Source organism: Arthrobacter sp. KBS0702, assembly GCF_005937985.2.
Classification (GTDB): domain Bacteria; phylum Actinomycetota; class Actinomycetes; order Actinomycetales; family Micrococcaceae; genus Arthrobacter.
Genome location: NZ_CP042172.1, coordinates 2976384 through 2994722 on the forward strand (window position 1 = coordinate 2976384; position 18339 = coordinate 2994722).

At 67.8% G+C, this 18339-nt stretch carries 17 protein-coding genes; 6 read left to right on the top strand and 11 right to left on the bottom strand.

What is annotated here, in order from left to right; genetic code table 11:
• Positions 1 to 150: 150 nt before the first annotated feature.
• The 4 genes from FFF93_RS13720 to pdhA form a co-directional block, all read right to left on the bottom strand.
• Complete coding sequence (locus tag FFF93_RS13720; RefSeq protein WP_138768426.1) at positions 151 to 966, bottom strand: MBL fold metallo-hydrolase; 816 nt, start codon at positions 964 to 966, stop codon at positions 151 to 153.
• 73 nt (positions 967 to 1039) lie between these two features.
• A complete protein-coding gene (locus tag FFF93_RS13725; RefSeq protein ID WP_138768425.1) occupies positions 1040 to 2641 on the bottom strand; it encodes a dihydrolipoamide acetyltransferase family protein in 1602 nt (533 codons plus the stop codon).
• Positions 2642 to 2643: 2 nt separating this feature from the next.
• Positions 2644 to 3756 carry an alpha-ketoacid dehydrogenase subunit beta gene (locus FFF93_RS13730; RefSeq protein WP_138768424.1) on the bottom strand — a complete coding sequence of 371 codons (1113 nt, stop codon included), beginning with the start codon at positions 3754 to 3756 and terminating at the stop codon, positions 2644 to 2646.
• The gene (pdhA, locus tag FFF93_RS13735) at positions 3753 to 4970 is read right to left on the bottom strand and encodes a pyruvate dehydrogenase (acetyl-transferring) E1 component subunit alpha (protein ID WP_138768423.1); all 1218 of its coding nucleotides are present in this window, start codon (positions 4968 to 4970) and stop codon (positions 3753 to 3755) included. The genes FFF93_RS13730 and pdhA overlap by 4 nt, the downstream gene beginning before the upstream one ends.
• A 159-nt stretch (positions 4971 to 5129) precedes the next feature.
• Here pdhA and FFF93_RS13740 point away from each other — a divergent pair, with 159 nt between their 5' ends.
• Positions 5130 to 5591, top strand: coding sequence for an Lrp/AsnC family transcriptional regulator (locus FFF93_RS13740; RefSeq protein WP_138768422.1), 462 nt, complete (start codon positions 5130 to 5132; stop codon positions 5589 to 5591).
• A 128-nt stretch (positions 5592 to 5719) separates the two neighbouring features.
• Positions 5720 to 6877 carry an acyltransferase family protein gene (locus tag FFF93_RS13745; protein ID WP_138768421.1) on the top strand — a complete coding sequence of 386 codons (1158 nt, stop codon included), beginning with the start codon at positions 5720 to 5722 and terminating at the stop codon, positions 6875 to 6877.
• On the opposite strand, the gene galU is transcribed toward FFF93_RS13745, so the two are convergent.
• The 7 genes from galU to paaA form a co-directional block, all read right to left on the bottom strand.
• Positions 6870 to 7760 carry a UTP--glucose-1-phosphate uridylyltransferase GalU gene (gene galU, locus FFF93_RS13750; protein WP_138768420.1) on the bottom strand — a complete coding sequence of 297 codons (891 nt, stop codon included), beginning with the start codon at positions 7758 to 7760 and terminating at the stop codon, positions 6870 to 6872. The two genes, FFF93_RS13745 and galU, sit on opposite strands and share 8 nt — an antisense overlap.
• A gap of 97 nt (positions 7761 to 7857) precedes the next feature.
• The gene (locus tag FFF93_RS13755) at positions 7858 to 8637 is read right to left on the bottom strand and encodes an enoyl-CoA hydratase/isomerase family protein (RefSeq protein ID WP_138768419.1); all 780 of its coding nucleotides are present in this window, start codon (positions 8635 to 8637) and stop codon (positions 7858 to 7860) included.
• Between the two features lie 38 nt (positions 8638 to 8675).
• Positions 8676 to 9908, bottom strand: coding sequence for a 1,2-phenylacetyl-CoA epoxidase subunit PaaE (gene paaE, locus FFF93_RS13760; protein ID WP_138768418.1), 1233 nt, complete (start codon positions 9906 to 9908; stop codon positions 8676 to 8678).
• Positions 9909 to 9923: 15 nt separating this feature from the next.
• Entirely contained in the window at positions 9924 to 10448 is a 525-nt protein-coding gene (paaD, locus tag FFF93_RS13765) for a 1,2-phenylacetyl-CoA epoxidase subunit PaaD (protein WP_138768417.1), read from the bottom strand.
• A gap of 2 nt (positions 10449 to 10450) precedes the next feature.
• Positions 10451 to 11350, bottom strand: coding sequence for a 1,2-phenylacetyl-CoA epoxidase subunit PaaC (gene paaC, locus FFF93_RS13770; RefSeq protein ID WP_138770369.1), 900 nt, complete (start codon positions 11348 to 11350; stop codon positions 10451 to 10453).
• A 56-nt stretch (positions 11351 to 11406) separates the two neighbouring features.
• Positions 11407 to 11712, bottom strand: coding sequence for a 1,2-phenylacetyl-CoA epoxidase subunit PaaB (paaB, locus tag FFF93_RS13775; RefSeq protein WP_091251167.1), 306 nt, complete (start codon positions 11710 to 11712; stop codon positions 11407 to 11409).
• On the bottom strand, positions 11709 to 12740 hold the full coding sequence (gene paaA, locus FFF93_RS13780) for a 1,2-phenylacetyl-CoA epoxidase subunit PaaA (protein ID WP_138768416.1): 1032 nt from the start codon (positions 12738 to 12740) through the stop codon (positions 11709 to 11711). Before paaA ends, paaB begins: the two co-directional genes overlap by 4 nt.
• Before the next feature lie 204 nt (positions 12741 to 12944).
• On the opposite strand from paaA, the gene FFF93_RS13785 reads away from it, so the two are divergent.
• The 4 genes from FFF93_RS13785 to FFF93_RS13800 all read left to right on the top strand — a co-directional run bounded on the left by FFF93_RS13785 (position 12945) and on the right by FFF93_RS13800 (position 18338).
• Positions 12945 to 14066 (top strand): LCP family protein, encoded by a 1122-nt coding sequence (locus FFF93_RS13785; RefSeq protein ID WP_138768415.1) that lies wholly within the window; start codon positions 12945 to 12947, stop codon positions 14064 to 14066.
• A gap of 9 nt (positions 14067 to 14075) precedes the next feature.
• Positions 14076 to 15167, top strand: a complete 1092-nt coding sequence (locus FFF93_RS13790) for an LCP family protein (protein ID WP_138768414.1) — start codon at positions 14076 to 14078, stop codon at positions 15165 to 15167.
• A gap of 61 nt (positions 15168 to 15228) precedes the next feature.
• Entirely contained in the window at positions 15229 to 17445 is a 2217-nt protein-coding gene (locus tag FFF93_RS13795) for a S9 family peptidase (protein ID WP_138768413.1), read from the top strand.
• A 143-nt stretch (positions 17446 to 17588) separates the two neighbouring features.
• Entirely contained in the window at positions 17589 to 18338 is a 750-nt protein-coding gene (locus FFF93_RS13800; RefSeq protein ID WP_138768412.1) for a peptidoglycan-binding protein, read from the top strand.
• Position 18339 lies beyond the last annotated feature (1 nt).

Here is an 18339-nt window from a genome sequence, read left to right on the forward strand (position 1 = left end):
CTCACCGCGGAGCACGCAGCGGCGCTTGTTGTGACTTCTTTCAAAGAACCAGTCTAGGCGCAGTCGTGAGCACCCTTATCTTTTTCCGGCCCCTGGACCGATCCCCGGCCCGGTCTGGGCCCGGAAAAGCAGCCCGTCGCCGGGGCTGGCTCAGTGGTGGGCGCGGGTCTCCTGAAGGCGCTTGATGAACCACCGGGACTGCTCCGGGCCATAGGGCAGGATCGGGATCGCCTTGGTGGCGTCGTTCGGCGTCTCGCGGGTGGCCTGGGTGGCCTGCCGCACCGCCGTGCTCATGGTGTTCGCCATGGTCTTGACGAACTGGTCGCTGCAGGGTTCGCCGTGGCCCGGGATCAGGAATTCGTAGCGGTGCCGCAAGGCAGACACGTGACGGAGGGCATCGGCCCATTCCTCCGGGAAGGAATCCTCGAAGGACGGGTGCGCGCCCTGCTCCACCAGGTCGCCTGCGTACAGCGTGGTGCCCGTGCCAACCAGGAGGTCCCCGTCCGTGTGGCCGCGTCCCAGGTAGAACAGGGTTGCGGTCTGGCCGCCCAGGTCCACCAGGACGGGCTGGTCCTTGACGATCGCGTTCGGAACCACGAGTTCCACGGAGGCACCCTCGCCGGCAGCCATTTCCGGTTCAGCGGCTTCGACGAGGTGCCGCTGGGCGTCTCCGTTTTCCTCGATCTCCGCGGCGCAGTTTTCATGCCCCCAGAACTCGGTCACGCCGCCGTCGGCGAATACGGCGTTGCCGAAGAAGTGGTCGTAGTGGGCGTGCGTGTTGACCACCACCAGCGGCAGCTGCGTCTTTTCCCGGACGGCGTCCAGGATTTCGCGGCCCTGCCGGGGCCCGCCGCCGGTATCGATCACCATGGCACGCTCAGTGCCTACGATCAGCCCGGTGTTGAGCAGGGATCCTTGGGTGGTCAGCACATAGTTGTCCTGGCCGACCTCGAGCCATCGTGACATGAAATCTCCGTAGTCCGGCGCTCCGCCGGCATGGTTGGTGCGATGTTCAGGTGTCGATTCTACCCAACGGGCCTCAGAGATCGGCCAGCACCGACCCCGGGTTTTCGATCGCGTCGGCCACGTAGCGCAGGAAGCCGCCGGCGGTCCCGCCGTCGCAGACGCGGTGGTCGAAGGTAAGCGTCAGCTCGGTGACCTTCCGGACGGCGAGCTCACCGTTGACCACCCAGGGCTTGTCGATGATCCGCCCGACGCCGAGGATTCCCACCTCCGGGTGGTTGATGATCGCCGCCGAGCCGTCGACGCCGAAGACGCCGTAGTTGTTTAGCGTGAACGTGCCGCTGCCCAGTTCCGCGGGCGTGGCCTTGCCGTCGCGGACGACGGCGGTGAGGCGCCGGATCTCCGCGTCCAGTTCCCGGGCGCTGAGTTTGTCCGCGTTGCGCACCGAGGGGACCATCAGGCCGCGGTCCGTCTGGGCGGCGAAGCCGAGGTTGACGCCGTCGAAGGCCACAATCTCCTGCGATGCCCCGCCGGTGGTGTCCTCGGTGGTGACGATCCGGGTGTTCAGCTCCGGGAACTTCTTGAGTCCGGCGGTCACGAACCGGGCGATGAACGCCAGCAGCCCGGGTGTGTTGTGCGGGTCGGCCTTCTTCAGCGCGGCCCGCATGTCGACGAGCGCCGTGGCGTCCACGTCCACCCAGACGGTGGCCTCCGGGATCTCGGACCGGCTGCGCGCCATGTTCGCCGCGACGGCCTTGCGCACACCGCGCACCGGGGTCCGGCCGGCAATGCCTAGGCCGGTCCGCGCGTCCGTGCCGCCAGCCTGGACCGGAGCGGCAACGGGGGTTCCGGCCGGCGCCTCCGGGCGCTCAACCACCGGAGCCGGCTTGATGGCGGCCTCGACGTCGCGCCGCATGATCAGCCCGCTGGTGCCCGAGCCCTGCAGTTCCCCCAAATCAACCCCGTGGTCCCGCGCCATCCGCCGGACCAGCGGCGAAATCACAGCCCCCAGCTTCCCGGGAACCCGGGTCCGCATCAGCAAAAGGTCGTCAGCAGCCTTCTCGGCCGCCGACACCTGGACCGCCCCCCGCTTCGGAGCCCGAGTCCGCCGCGCAACCCCATGCCCGCCCGGAGTGCCGTACCCGATCAGGACATTCCCGGACCCAGCCTTCTCCTCCTCGCGATACACCTCGGCGGCAGGAGAGGGAGCACCAACAGGCGAATCAGGCGACAAATCAGCAGCAGGCGAACCGGCAACACCGGCAGGTGAGTCGACAGCGTTCCCGGCCGGCGCGGATGATGCCGCCCCGGGAGTGGCATCGGGCCTTCCGGAGCCGGACGGCATGCTGCTTGCAGCAATGCCGTCCGGCGAAGGGGCGGGGGCGGCATCATCCGCGGCGGCCCCCCGGGCCGCAATGGAAGCATTGGAAGCCCCAACCGGAGTCACCGAGATCAGCGGCTTCCCGACGTCGAGCGTCTGCCCGGGCTCGCCGTGCAGCACGGCCACGGTCCCGGCGTACGGCGAAGGGACCTCGACCATGGACTTGGCGGTCTCCACCTCGGCGATCGGCTGGTCCACGCGGATCTCGTCACCCACGGCCACGAGCCAGCTGACGAGTTCGGCTTCGGTGAGGCCCTCGCCCAGGTCAGGCAGGAGGAATACTTTCGGTTCGCTCATGGTCAGTCTTCCCACTGGAGATCGTCTACGGCGTCGAGGATGCGGTCCACACCGGGCAGGTAGTAGTGCTCAAGTTTCGGCGCCGGATACGGCACGTCGAAGCCGGTGACCCGCCGGATCGGGGCGGCCAGGTGGTGGAAACAGCGTTCCTGGACCCGGGCCACGATTTCCGAGGCCACGGACGCGAAGCCGTGCGCCTCGGCGATGACCACCGCGCGGCCGGTCTTGCGGACCGAGGCGCAGACCGTCTCGTCGTCGAACGGCACGATCGAGCGAACGTCGATCACCTCCAGCGAGCGGCCTTCCTCGGCGGCCGCGGCAGCGGCGGCGAGCGCCGTCGGGACGGAGGGCCCGTAGGCGATCAGCGTCGCGTCGGTGCCGGGACGGGCGACGGCGGCGCGGCCCTCGGAGGAGGTCCCGCGTTCGGTGTTCTCGGCGTGCTCGGCGCGGAGTGCGTCCAGCTCCACCTGGTCCTTGGACCAGTAGAGCTTCTTGGGCTCCATGAACATCACCGGGTCATCGGAGTCGATGGCCTCGCGCAGCATCCGGTAGCCGTCCGCGACCGTGGCCGGAGTGAACACCTTGAGCCCGGCAGTGTGGGCGTAGTAGGCCTCGGAGGAGTCGCAGTGGTGCTCCACTCCCCCGATGCCGCCGGCGTACGGGACGCGGATGACGATGGGCAGCTTGACGGTGCCCTTGGTGCGGTTGTGCATCTTGGCTACGTGGCTGACGATTTGTTCGAAGGCCGGGTAGGCGAAGGCGTCGAACTGCATCTCAATCACCGGGCGCATGCCGTTCATCGCCATGCCCACGGCCATGCCCACGATGCCGGACTCGGCCAGCGGGGTGTCGAAGCAGCGGCTCGTCCCGAACGTCTTGGTGAGGCCGTCGGTGATGCGGAAGACACCGCCGAGCATGCCGACGTCCTCGCCGAAGACCAGGACGGACTCGTCGGCGTGCATGGCGTCGGCCATGGCGGTGTTGAGCGCCTTGGCAAGGGTGATGGTCTGCGGGCCGGTCTTTTCGGCTTCCACCGCGGCCTTGGCGGCGGCGCGGGCGGTTGCGGCGCTGACGTTGCCGTTCGCCTCGGAGGAGGTGGTGACGGTGGGGCTCATTTCGCTGCCTCTTCCCGGGAGAGCTCATCGGCGAGCATGGCGGACTGTTCCTTCAACTGGGGCGTGGGCGTGGAGAAGACGTATTTGAAGAGGTCCAGGGGTTCCACCGGGACGTCTTCGCTCAGGCCGTCGCGCAGCTGGGTGGCGACCGTTTCGGCCTTGTCGGCGATCCGCGCTGCGCCGTCGTCGTCGAGCAGGCCGCGGTCGGTGAGATAGGTCTTCATCCGGCTCAGCGGGTCCTTGGCCACCCATTCGGCCACTTCGCTGTCCTGGCGGTAGCGGGTGGCGTCGTCGGCGTTGGTGTGGGCCTGCATCCGGTAGGTGTGGGCCTCCACCAGTAGCGGGCCGGAGCCCTCGCGGGCAAGCCTCACGGCCCGGCCGAGCACGGCGAGCAGGGCCACAACGTCGTTGCCGTCCACGCGTTCGCCGGCCATGCCGTAACCGACGGCCTTGTGCGCCAGCGACGGCGCCACCGACTGGTGCGCGAGGGGCACGGAGATGGCGTACTGGTTGTTCTGGACGAAGAAGACCACGGGCAGGTGGAACACCGCGGCGAAGTTCAGCGCCTCGTGGAAGTCCCCCTCACTGGTCGCGCCGTCGCCGCACATGGCCAGGACCACGGTGTCCTCGCCGCGGAGCTTGGCCGCGTGGGCGACGCCGACGGCGTGCAGCAGCTGGGTGGTCAGCGGGGTGCACTGGATGCCGACCTTGTGCTTGGCCGGGTCGTAGCCGCCGTGCCAGTCGCCGCGGAACAGCGTCATGGTCTGGACCGGATCGACGCCGCGGGCCATGACGGCCACCGAGTCGCGGTAGGTGGGGAACATCCAGTCGCCTTCGGACAGGCACAGCGCCGCCGCAACCTGGCATGCTTCCTGGCCGTGGCTGGAGGGATAGACAGCCATCCGGCCCTGCCGCACCAGGGCGGAGTTCTGGTCGTTGACGCGGCGTCCGACGACGAGCTGCTCGTAGGCGGCCAGCAACTCCGCGTCCCCAGGGAGGCTGTACTCGTGGCCGGGCTGGGCGCCCTGCTCGGTGTCCGCGTTCAGCGCGCCGTCCGGGCCAACGATCTGGATTGGGTGCCGGGCCGGGAGCATGTAGTCCTCGACCGTGATGCCGAACTTGCGCACGGCCTCGCTGGCGGCGTTTTCCGCCGGGGCAGCGGGCGTCGGCTCGGTCGCGGGCTGCTGCGCAGTGTGGTCTGCGGAGATCGTCATTGGTCCGTCCTTCTGTAGCCACTATTCGCATTCAGTATGGTCCCGGTGGCCGTTTCGTATCCACCTCCGGGCAAAATCGTGGAGAAGTCCCGAATATTGCCCTAATCTTGAAGACAGAATGTAAGTGTGAGCTGGATTACCGGCGGAGGTTGTAGACAAATGGCAGGCACGGATCCGGAGCAGGCGGTACCGCTGGACGACGTGGACCGGAACATCATTGCGGAACTGACCCGGGACGGGCGGATGTCCGTGACCCAGGTAGCCGAAAACGTCCACATTTCCCGCGCCCACGCTTATACCCGGATTGCCCGGCTGACCGGCGAAGGGGTCCTGACCAAGTTCACCGCCCTCGTGGACCCGATCAAGGCCGGCCTGAAGTCCTCCGCCTACGTGACTCTCAAGGTTCGCCAGCATTCCTGGCGCGAACTGCGGGAACTGCTCCGGGCGATCCCCGAGGTCCACCACATCGCCCTCGTCGGCGGGGACTTCGACGTGATCCTGCTGGTCCGCGCGGTGGACAACGTTGACCTGCGCCGGGTTATTTTCGACCAGTTGCAGTCCATGCCCGGCGTTCTGGACACCCAGACGTTCCTGGTCTTCGAGGATCTGGATACCCGGTAGGCGCACGGGCACCCGCCCCTCCCGCGCCGCGCCGGGCGGCCGGGCGGCTGCATCCCGAACTATGGACGGAGAAACGGCCATCCCGTAGGCTGGCGGCTCAGGCGGCAGCAGGGTGAGAGGCCGCATGTATGGGGGGGATTAACCTGTCCGTCGAGCATGGTCTGCGCACGAATGAAACGCGCCGGGTGAAGCTGCCGTGGGTGGATTTCGCCAAGGGTCTCTGCATGGTGCTGGTGGTGTTGTTCCACTCGGCCCTTTTCATGGAAACACAGGTCAACGGCGACGTGGTGGGCTTCTGGTGGCCGGTCAGCGAAGCGTTGAGCCCGATCCGGATGCCGCTCTTCTTTTTCATCTCCGGTCTGCTCAGTGTGAGCGCCTTGGGCAAGAGGGTGGGCGAGTCCCGGCAGCGCACGATCGGCCTCTACTACGTCTACCTCATCTGGACGTTCCTGTTCCTGATGCGGCTCTGGCTGCCGCTCTCGCGCAACGGCGCCCCGGCCCCGTCCGCCGGCGACCTGGTCCTGAGCCTGCTGCTCCCGACGTCGTTCTGGTATCTGTATGCGCTGCCGGTCTTCTTCCTGGCCTCCTGGCTCCTGACCCGGGCGCTGGGCCGCTTCAGCGCCTACGCCCTGATCCCCTTGGCGATCCTGAGCGCCCTCTCGCCGCTGCTGGAGCCGCTGACGCAGTCGGTCATCACGGCTCCGCTGGACGCCCTGAAGGTCCCCTCGCTGGCAACCCATTTCGTCTGGTTCTACCTCGGGGTGCACGGCAGGAGCCTCTGGGACCGGCTGATGGCGTCGGCCTCGTACGGCCGGCTGGCCCTCGCCGGCGCCGCGTATGCCGCGCTCGTGGCCCCCATGATGCTTTTCGACCTGAAGCTTGGACTGAAGGTGCCGCTGTCCTGCCTGGCGCTGTTCGGCATGGCCCAGGTGGTTGCCCTGGTGCGGATGGACGCGCGGGTCCCCCGCTGGCTGCAGAATCTCGGCAGCCAGACGCTGCCGGTCTACATCTTCCACATCTTCCTGATCTCGGTGATCAGCGCCCTGGTCAAAGTCAGCGGCCTGCTGTCCCTGTTGCAGTCGAACCTGCAGCTCTCGAACGCGTTGCTTCCGCCCCTGCTGACGGTCCCGATCGTGGTGGTCACGGTGTGGCTCGGGAAGCTGATCCGGTCCGGTCCGCTCTGGTGGCTGCTCCAGGCGCCGCCGGCACTGCTGGGACGCAGGCCGGCCCGGACGGCGGTGGCGGCCGAGGCGGCCGGCCCGGCGCAGGCGGGGCCCGTCAGTTGATGAAGGCCTTGAGCCAGGTCTTGAGCTCCTCGCCGAACTCGACGCGCTCGGAGGCGATCGAGATGACGGCCTTGAGGTAGCTGAGCTTGTCGCCGGTGTCGTAGCGGCGCCCGCGGAAGATGACGCCGTGGACCCCGCCGCCCTCGGCGTCGGAGGTGGCGAGCACCTGCAGGGCGTCGGTGAGCTGGATTTCCCCGCCGCGGCCGGGCCCGGTGTCCTCCAGGACATCAAAAACGGCCGGGTGCAGCACATAGCGGCCGATGACGGCCAGGTTCGACGGCGCTTCCCCCGGGGAAGGCTTCTCGACCAGGCGGTTGACCCTGAAGTGGTCCTCGCCCGGCACCGGCGAAATATCCGCGCAGCCGTAAGCGCTGATCTGCGACGGGTCCACCTCGATCAGGGCGATCACGGACCCGCCGGTCTTCTGCTGCACGTCCATCATGGCGGTGAGCAGCTCATCGCGTTCGTCGATCAGGTCATCGCCCAGCAGTACCGCAAAAGGCTCATCGCCCACGTGCTGGCGGGCGCAAAGGACGGCGTGCCCGAGCCCCTTCGGGTCGCCCTGCCGGAGGTAGTGGAGCGGACCGAGGCTGGAGGCGTACCTGACCGCTTCGAGCCGGTCCAGGTCGCCCTTCTCCTCAAGTGTCCGTTCGAGGGTGGGCTCCCGGTCGAAATGGTCCTCCAGGGCACGCTTCTGCCGGCCGGTGATCATCAGCAAATCGCTCAGGCCGGCCCTCATCGCCTCTTCGACGACGTACTGGATGGCCGGCTGGTCCACCACCGGCAGCATTTCCTTGGGCATCGCCTTCGTAGCCGGCAGGAAGCGTGTCCCCAGACCGGCCGCGGGTATGACAGCTTTTCGAACCGGTTTCCCCAAAGTCATATCCGCACTGTACAAGCGCGTTCTGGAAATGAAAATGGTTGGAAAAAAGACAGGTACCGGGGCGGCCGGGTCCGTCCTGGCGCCTCCGGGAGGATGGTCAGCCCTTGAAAACCGGGGTGCGCTTCTCCTGGAAGGCCCGGAACCCCTCGGCATAGTCATCGCTCTTGCAGAGACGGGCCTGCTCGGCGTTCTCCTCTTCCATGGCTTCCCAGAGGCCGAGACGCTGGTCCCGGAGGTGCGCCACCAACTCCTTGCTGGCGTTGAACGCGCCGGTAGCGCCGGTAGCCACCTTAGCGACGATCCCGCGGGTGGTCTCCAGCAGTTCGTCCGCGGGCATGGCCCGGCTGAACAGGCCCTGCGCCACGGCCTCGGCGCCACTCATGAGCTCAGCGGTGTAGATCAGGTCCAGGGTGCGGTGCATGCCGAGCCGCTCGTTGAAGTACCAGTGCCCGCCGGAGTCCAGCGTGGCGCCCAGCTTGGCGAAGGGGGAGCCGAACTTGGCATTCTCGGCGACGTACACCACGTCCGTGGCCAGCAGCAGACCGAGCCCCACGCCGAGGCAGGCGCCCTGCGCGGCGGCGAAGGTGGGGGCCGGGAAGGCGCTCATCTTCTTCAGCAGCGGCTGGACCAGCCCGCCCAGGTAGGCCTGCGCGTCGTCGCTCTCCGGAGTCACGCCTGCGATGTCCCTGCCGGCGCAAAAGGCCCGGCCTTCGCCGCGGAGCAGCAGCGCCCGCACCTCGCCGCGCGTGGCGGCTTCGGCGGCGTCGTCATACGCCAGCGCCAACTCCTGCAGCGCCTGTTCGTCCAGCGAGTTCAGCTTCTGCGGTGCGTCCAGGACGATCTCGGCGACGGCGTCGGCGATGGTCAGGGAAATCATGCGGCTCCTTGGCTTCGTGGGGCGGGCGTCGAAAAAACTTAGACGTCGAAGTCGACGGTGACTTCGGGAGTGGTGGGATGGGACTGGCAGGTCAGCACGTAGCCCTTGTCCAGTTCATCCTGCTCCAGGGCGTAGTTCTCGTCCATCGTGACCGAGCCGGTGACCACCTTGGCGCGGCAGGTGCCGCAGACCCCGCCGGCACAGGCGAACGGAACGTCCGGGCGGACCCGCAGCGCCGCGTTCAGGATCGATTCGCGGGCGTGCGTGGGGCTGGCGACCTCACCCTGGAGGCCGTCGAGCTTGAAGGTGATCTTGTACGTGGCCTGAGACTCGTCCACCACCACCGGACGGCCGGCGTTGCCCTCGGGGCGGTCCGGCTTGCCGGTGGTGAACAGTTCGAAGCGGATGTGGTCCGGATCGACGCCGCGCGCCGCCAGGGTGTCACGGCACAGCTGGACCAGTTCGAACGGGCCGCACAGGAACCACTCGTCGACGTCGTCGGCGTGGATGGCGGTCCCCAGCAGGGACTGCAGCTTCTCCGCGTCGATCCGGCCGCTGAGCAGCGGCGCGATGCGCTGTTCGCGGGAAAGCACATGGTGCAGGGCGAGCCGGGACGGGTACTTGTCCTTCAGGTCGGCAAGCTCCTCGAGGAACATGACATCCATGGCGGCCTTGTTGGCGTAGATCAGGTCGAAGCGGGTGTCCGGATGCGCCGCGAGCAGGGTGCGGGCAATCGCGATGACCGGGGTGATGCCGGAGCCGGCCGCGATCGCGACGAAGGAGCCGGGCTCCCCCGCCATTGCGTTGGCCATCTCCTCCGGGTGGTTCATCGAGTTCATCAGGTTCTGCTCTTTGCCGTCCCGGCCGTGCTTGGACACGAAGGCGCCCATCGGGCTCATCACGTCCAGGACGTCGCCGGCCTTGAGTTCAGCGTTCGCCCAGGTCGAGAACACGCCGCCCAGGTCCTTTTTGATGGCGACACGGATTTCGCTGCTGCCGTCGGCGAAGCTGCGCGGCTCCGCGCAGATCGAGTAGCTGCGGCGGACTTCCTTCGGCTCGCCCGACTCATCCGGCAAGGTGGTGCGTAGCGCGACGTACTGGCCCGGCAGGTAGTCGAACTGTCCCGCCAGCTCGGCCGGGACGCCGAAGGTGACCTCGATCGCGTCGTCGGTGAGGCGGCGGACCTCGTCCACCGCCAGTGCGTGGAAGGACGCGCGACGGCGGCCGGTGGCTGCAGCCGTTTCAGCGGCGGTCTGGCGGACAACAGTCATGGGAGCACCTGTTCCTTACAAAACTTTGAAGTAGTCGAACGGTTCCTTGCACTCCTGGCAGACGTAGAGCGCCTTGCAGGAGGTGGAACCAAAGCGGGTGAGTTCCTTGGTGTTCAGCGACGAACACTGGGGGCACTTGACGGCGAGGGACAGCCGGACCGGACCGGCGTGCCGCATCGCGTTGGAATGGCCGGAGGGCGGCGCGATGCCGTATTCCTGCAACTTCGCCTTACCGGACTCGCTCATCCAGTCCGTGGTCCAGGCCGGGGACAGCACCAGTTCGACGCGGACGTGCGGGTAGCCAGCTTCATGGAAGGCCGTGGTGAGGTCGTCGCGGATGGCGTCCATGGCCGGGCAGCCGGAGTAGGTCGGCGTGATGGTGACCTGCACGGCGGGCACCGGGCCGCCGTCGTCGAACAACTGGACGTTCCGGAGAATCCCCAGGTCCGCAACTGTGAGGACGGGGATTTCCGGATCGCAGACCGTGGCCGCGATGTCCCAGGCCATCTGCTCGGCCGTTTTGGTGTCCATCTCCGGCATGGTTACCAGCTCGCTCCGGGGAACTCGCGCGCCAGCACCTGCATCTCGGCCAGCAGGTAGCCAAGGTGCTCCGAGTGGAGTCCGCGGCGTCCGCCGCCCGGGGCGGGCTGGACGTGCGGAACGTCGAGTTCTGCCGCGGCGAGGACCTCGCCGGTAAGCCGGTCGAAATCGGCGCGCAGGCTGGAGGGCTGGACCGCGGCGCCGGACTCGCTGAGGCGGCCGGTGAGCTCGTCGTCGCGGAACAGTTCCTCGACGTAGGGCCAGATGACCTGGAGCCCGTGGATCATTTTCTCGCGGGACTCATCCGTGCCGAGCGCCAGGCGCTGCACCCACTGCGCGCTGTGGTCGCGGTGGTAATCCACTTCCTTGACGGCCTTGGCGGCGATGCCGGCAAGGGTGGTGTCCGTGGATTCGGTGAGCCGGCGGTACAGCTCGAACTGGTAGTAGCTCACCACGAACTGGCGGGCGATGGTGACCGCAAAGTCGCCGTTGGGGATCTCGAAGATCTCGACGGACCGGAACTCGTGCTCCCGGCGGAAATAGGCGAGGTCATCCTCGCTGCGTCCGTCCAGGCCCCCGGCGTAACTGAGGAAGGACCGGGCATGGCCCAGCTGGTCCAGCGCGATGTTGCCGAGGGCGATGTCCTCTTCAAGCTCCGGGGCACGGGAGATCCAGTGTCCAAGGCGCTGCGCGAGGACCAGGGCGTCGTCGCCCAGGCGCAGCGCGAACTCGGCGACGTCCTCGCTGGGCTTGGCGGTGCCGCGGCTGACGGCCAAGGCGATGTCCTCCGGCCGGAGGGCGTTGCCCGGGGTGATTCGGGTGGCGCTGGCCGTGGCCTCGCCGCTCCCGCTCGTGCCCTGTACGCCGACGGAGATGTCACCGTGGCCGCCCGTTTCTTCCACGTGGCCGGCTGTTTCTTCCGCGGGTGCGGTGGTCTGGGTGGCTGCTTCGGGGGCGCTCACAGGTGCTTCACACCCTCGCTCTTGGTGTAGTACGTCGCGTGCCGGTAGTCCTTGCCCTGCGGCGACTCGAAGAAGGCACCCTTGGCGTCCGGGTCGGACGAGGCGATGGCGTCCGCGGGGACGACCCAGATGGACACCCCCTCGTTGCGGCGGGTGTAGAGGTCGCGGGCGTTGCGCAAGGCCATGGCCGCGTCGGGCGCGTGCAGGGAGCCGGCGTGGACGTGGGAAAGGCCTCGGCTGGAGCGGACAAAGACCTCCCAGATGGGCCAGACGTTGCCTGCGTGCGGTTCGGGGGTTGTCATGCTGCGGATTCCTTCTCTGCTTGCTTTTTGGCCTGCTTTTCCGCGTAGGCCGCAGCGGCTTCGCGCACCCAGGCGCCGTTGTTGTGGGCTTCGCGGCGCCGTTCCAGGCGCTGGGCGTTGCAGGGGCCGCGGCCGGCGAGGACTTCGTGAAACTCATCCCAGTCCAGCGGTCCGTGCTCCCACTTGCGGGTTTCCTCGTTGAAGCGGATGTCCTTGTCCGGCAGCGTCAGTTCCAAGACCTTGACCTGCTCCATCATCATTCCGACGAAGCGGTTGCGGAGCTCGTCATTGCTGAAGCGCTTGATGTTCCACGCCATGGACTGCTTGGAGTTGGGCGAATCGTCATCCGGTGGGCCGAACATCATCAGGGCCGGGGCATACCACCGGTTCACGGCGTCCTGGGCCATCTGCTTCTGCTCCGGCGTGCCGTGCGAGAGTTCGAGCAGGATCTCGAAGCCCTGGCGCTGGTGGAAGGATTCTTCTTTGCAGACGCGGACCATGGCGCGGCCGTAGGGGCCGAAGGAGGCGCGGCAGAGCGGCACCTGGTTGGCGATCGCGGCGCCGTCGACCATCCAACCGATGGCACCCATGTCTGCCCAGGTGCGGGCGGGGTAGTTGAAGATGGAGGAGTACTTGGCCTTGCCGTCCATCAGGTCCTGCATCATCGCATCGCGCGGCTGGCCGAGGGTTTCGGCGGCGGAGTACAGGTACAGTCCGTGGCCTGCCTCATCCTGGACCTTGGCCATCAGGATGGCCTTGCGCTTGAGGCTCGGGGCGCGGGAGATCCAGTTGGCTTCGGGCTGCATGCCGATGATCTCCGAGTGGGCGTGCTGCGAGATCTGGCGCAGCAGGGTCTTGCGGTACGCCGGCGGCATCCAGTCACGGGGTTCGATCCGCGAATCCTCCGCCATGACCTTGTCGAAATACGCCTGGCCCTCGGCATCACGCCGCGCCGCGTCCTCGGGGCTCATTTCATGCCGTGCCGACGATGGCCCGACGGGCACTGACTGCAGGGTCTGCGATGCCATGGTTGCTCCTATGCGTTTCCGATAAATAATTACCGACCGTTCGTTCAGGATATGCGGAAGGCGGGAAAGGAGTCAAGCACCGGGAACGCCCGGGATTCCCTCGATTCGCCGATGCCGGGTGGTATTCTCTGGATCACGCCGCCGCCTGCAGCGCAACCGCCCCGGGGGTATGTGCCGGAAGCTGCACAGACCACAAGGAAACGCATGCCGAATCGTTTCGAAGTTGACAGTGATCCGGGGCCGGCACGCGCAACGCGGCAGGCGCTGGCTGATCGGCCGGAACATCCCGGGCCTGCGCCCCGCAGGAAGCGCCGCCGGCGCAAGGTGCTCGTCGCCGTCCTGGTCCTCCTGCTACTGGGCTCCGGCGCTGTCGGGGCCTACCTCTATTCCCTGGCGCAGATATACGACACCCAGACCATCAAGATCGAAAACGCCTTCCCCCCGGACTCCCTCCGCGTCGCTCCCCCGGCCGTCCCCGCCGGCGCGGAACGGCCGATGAACATCCTGCTGATGGGAAGCGACAGCCGCGATAAGTCCCAGGGAGGGGCCTCGGCCAAGGCGGCCGCCGGCATGGCGTCCAATCAGCGGTCCGACACGCTGATGCTGTTGCACGTCCCCTCGGACCGCAGCCAGGTCTACAGCATCTCGCTGATGCGCGATCTCTGGGTGGATATCCCGGACCACGGGAAGGCCAAGATCAACGCCGCGCTGGCCTTCGGCGGGGTTCCGCTGATGGTCCGGACCGTCGAAGACCTGCTCCAGCAGCGGATAGACCACGTGGTGAGCATCGATTTCGAGGGATTCAAGGGCCTCACCGACGCCCTCGGCGGCGTCGAAGTGGACGTGAAGGTGCCCTTCACCGCGGACCGCGACCGCAACTACGTCTTCACCGCGGGCAAGAACACGCTCAACGGCGCCCAAGCCCTGGCCTTCGTCCGCGAGCGTTACGCCTTCGCCGACGGCGACTACCAGCGGGTGCGCAACCAGCAGACGTTCCTGCGTGCCGTTATCGCGAAGACGTTCAACGGCGGCACGCTCGGGAACCCGGTCACCCTGCACAATGTGCTTAGCGCCGTGTCCCCGTACCTCAGCGTGGCTCCCGGATTGGACTCCGTCGAGGTGGCGCGCCTGGCGTTCAGCCTCCGCAATGTCCGGGGCGAGGACGCCGTCTTCTTCACGCTGCCCACGGCCGGCGTCGGCACCTCCGCGGACGGGCAGTCGATTGTCGTCCCGGACCTCGGCGCCATCGAGGAGATCAAGGCCGCACTGACCGCGGACAAACTCCGCGACTACGCGGCCGCCAAGAAATTCGGCAACGGCAACTAGGGGGACTCCATGACTCAGGTACCGCCGGCCCCGCAGGGGCCCGAGGAACAGCCCCTCCCGGCTGCGGCGGGGTGGACCCGGCGGCGCAAGCTGGCGACGGCCGCGGCCGCCGCCGTGGCAGTCCTCGCCGTCGTCATCACGGCCGTCGTCCTGTCGCTGCCCAAGCCCGAGTCTGCGGCCCCGTCCCCGGCGGCGACTCCCGCGGCCCCCGCCCCCACGCCAACACCGACCCCGACGCCGACGCCCACGCCGACGCCCACGCCCGAACCGGCGCCGACGGACCTGAACATCCTGCTGGTGGGCAGTGACAGCCGCGTCAACGCGCGGGGCGAGGCCGCCGCCGGCAACGCCTCCGACCAGCGCGGTGACGCCCTGATCTTCATCCATCTCCCGGCCGACCGGCAGAGCGTCTACGGCATCTCGATCATGCGCGATCTGTGGGTGGACATCCCCGGCTTCGGCGCCGGGAAAATCAACTCCGCCCTGGAGCTTGGCGGAATACCCCTGATGACCACCACGGTGGGAACCCTGCTGGGTCAGCCGATCCAGCACGCGGTCATGCTCGACTTCGAGGGTTTCGCCGGCCTGACCGACGCCGTCAACGGCATCGACGTCGATGTCAAAGTACCGTTTACCTCCACGCTGGAGTCCGGCCACTATTTCGCGCCGGGCGTGAACAAACTCAACGGCGCCCAGGCGCTGGATTTCGTCCGTGAGCGCAAGGCGTTCTCCGACGGCGACTACCAGCGGGTCCGGAACCAGCAGACCTTCCTCAAGGCCGTACTCGCCAAGGCCGTGGGCAGCGGCGTCCTGGTCGACCGTGCGACCGCGCATGCGTTCGTCACCGGCGTGCTGCCGCACGTTTCGGTGACTCCGGGGCTGACCCCGGAAACCCTGGAACGCCTCGCCTTCAGCCTGCGCAGCGTGCCGGCCGGCAACGGGGTGTTTTTCACGCTTCCGACGGCGGGCATCGGCACCAGCGCGGACGGCCAGTCGATTGTGCTGCAGGATCGTGCCGCCACCGCCGAGGTGGCCGCGGCGCTGGCATCCGGCGGGCTCGGCAACTACGTGGGATCCCACCACCTGCAGAACGGAAACTAAAGGCACGCCCGGCCCGGCCTGCGGGTCCGGTTCCGCCCCTGCCCGGCGGTAGATTGGGTCCATGACGCAGACTCCCGTGCAGCCCTCCCCGCAGCCCCCCGTCGCCAAAAAGGTCCCCGCCCCGCGGACCCACCACGGTGACGTCTTTGAGGACAACTACGAGTGGCTGCGGGACAAGGAATCCGCCGAGGTTGTGGACCTGCTGAAGGCCGAAAACGCCTACCAGGAGGCAGTCACCGCCCATCAGGAACCGCTGCGCGAGGCCATCTTCCAGGAAATCAAGGGACGCACCCAGGAGACTGATCTCTCCGTGCCGAACCGCAAGGACGGCTGGTGGTACTACACCCGCTCCGTCGAGGGGAAGGAGTATGGCATCCAGTGCCGCGTCCGCGCGCAGGACAGCGGCGACCGGGTGGCGGACTGGACGCCGCCCGCCGTCGAGGTCGGCGTCGACATTCCCGGCGAGGAAGTCCTCCTGGACGGCAATGTGGAAGCCGAGGGCAAGCCCTTCTTCGCCGTCGGCGGCTCCGCGGTGACCATCGACGGGAACCTGTATGCCTATGCGGTGGACAATGCCGGCGACGAACGGTTCACCCTGCGCATCAAGGACCTCCGCACCGGCGAGCTGCTCCCGGATGTGATCGAGAATGTCTTCTACGGCATCTCCTTCTCCCCCGACGGCGGCCGGATCTTCTACACCGTGGTGGACGCGTCCTGGCGCCCGTACCAGGTGAAGGCCCACGTCCTGGGCACCCCCGTCAGCGAGGACGAGGTGATCTACCAGGAGGACGACGTCGCCATGTGGCTGGGCTTCGAGCTCTCCGCGGACCGGCGGCACCTGGTCCTGGGCATCGGCTGCTCCGAGTTCAGCGAGACCCGGCTGCTGCGCTTCGACGCTCCCGACGCCGGGCTGACTACTGTGGTTTCCCGCGACGAGCGCATCCTCTACGAGGCCGAACCGTTCCTGCTGGCCGGCCCGGACGGGGTCGCGGCCGAAACCATCCTGCTGACCCACAACAAGGACGCCATCAACTCGATGGTCTCACTCGTGGACCCTGCGGAGCTCGCCAAGCCGGCTGCCGAGCAGCACTGGCGGACCGTCGTCGCGCACTCCGACCAGGTACGGGTCAACGGCGCCGGGGTCACGTCCACCCACCTGGTGCTGTCCATCCGCAAGGACACGATCGAACGCGTGCAGGTCCTGCCGCTGGCCGGACTCGGCACCGCGGACCAGGGCGCCCCGGTGGAGCCGGCCTTCGACGAGGAGCTGTACACGGCCGGGGTGGCCGGCTCCGATTACGAGGCTCCCGTGATCCGGATGGGCTACACCTCCTACTTCACGCCGTCGCGCGTCTACGACTTCGTGCTCCCGACGGCGGAGCAGCCCGCCGGTGAGCTGCTGCTGCGCAAGGAGAGCCCGGTGCTGGGCGGCTACTCGGCCGCCGACTATGTCGCGACCCGGGAGTGGGCGGTCGCTTCCGACGGCACCCGGATCCCGCTCTCGGTGCTCCGGCACGCCTCGGTGGCGCGCGATTCGACTGCCGCCGGCCTGGTGTACGGCTACGGCTCCTACGAGCTGAGCATGGATCCGGGCTTCGGCATTCCGCGGCTCTCGCTGCTGGACCGCGGCATCGTGTTTGTGATCGCCCACGTCCGCGGCGGCGGCGAACTCGGCCGGCACTGGTACGACGACGGCAAGAAGCTGCACAAGAAGAACACCTTCACCGACTTCATTGCGGCCACCGACTGGCTCGCGGGATCCGGCTGGGTGGACCCGGCCCGGATCGCCGCGATGGGCGGCTCCGCCGGCGGCCTGCTGATGGGCGCTGTGGCCAACCTGGCACCGGAGAAGTACGCGGCGATTGTCGCGGCCGTGCCGTTCGTGGACGCCCTGACTACCATCCTTGACCCGGACCTGCCGCTCTCCGCGCTGGAATGGGAGGAATGGGGCAACCCGATCACGGACCCGGAGGTGTACGCCTACATGAAGTCCTACACGCCGTACGAGAACGTCCGTGCGGCGGCGTACCCCAAGATCGCGGCCGTCACCTCGTTCAACGACACCCGGGTGCTCTATGTGGAGCCAGCCAAGTGGGTGCAGCGGCTGCGCGAGGTGAACACCGGCAGCGAGCCGATCGTGATGAAGATCGAAATGGAGGGCGGCCACGGCGGCGCTTCCGGCCGCTACGTGCAGTGGAAGGAGCGCGCCTGGGACTACGCCTTCGTCGCGGACTCCCTCGGCGCCACGGAGCTGCTGCCGGGCGCCGGGCTGAAATAGCCCGAACCGGCCGGGTGGTGTCAATATTTGATCATCATGCTTACTATTGAGCGTCACGTTGGCACGTCGGAAGAGAAACTGCTCACTGGGGGCAGCAGAAACGGTGCCGGAAACAGGAGTCAATGGTGAGTACTGAACGAGCAATGAGCGGCCTGTCTGACGAGGAACTGATGGCCGAGGGCGCCACCGCCCTGCCGGACAAGGAAGTCGCGTCCGTGCTGGACCTGAATGCCGACCTGAATCTTGGCATCGAGGCCGCAGCGCCGATCGACCTTGCTGTCGCGGCCAATGCCAACGTCGCGGCCCCGATCGACGCCGCCGCTTCGGCGAACATCCTGTCCTTGGGCTCGGAGTCGCAGGCGCTGTCGGACCAGGGTGTCATCATCAACCAGGGCATCACCGCCGATGCCAACGCCACATCCGTCCAGGACAGCGGCATCGACCAGGCCACCGACCCCGCCGCGGGCACCACCGCCGAGCCGGTCCCCACGGGAACGGCCACCGACGCCGGCACTGCCGGGACCGTCGACGCCGGCGGCGTGCTTCCCGACGGCAGCTTGGGCAGCGCTGTGGACGGCACGACCGGCGTCCTTCCGGACGGCACCGCCCCGGACCTCGGCGCGGCGACCGCCGGCGCCGCGGGCGCCCTCAACGGCAACCTGCTCAACGTCAATGTCAACCTCGACGCCAACGCCGGCATCACCGCGCCGATCAACGGCGCGGTGGCGGCCAATGCCAACGTTGCGGCCCCGATCGACGCAGCCGTCGCAGCCAACATCGGTTCTATCGACAGCACCTCGTACGCCGTGTCTCAGCAGGACGCCATCATCACCCAGAACATCCAGGGCGAGGCGACGGCGTCGGCCGATCAGCAGTCGAACATCCAGCAGTAAG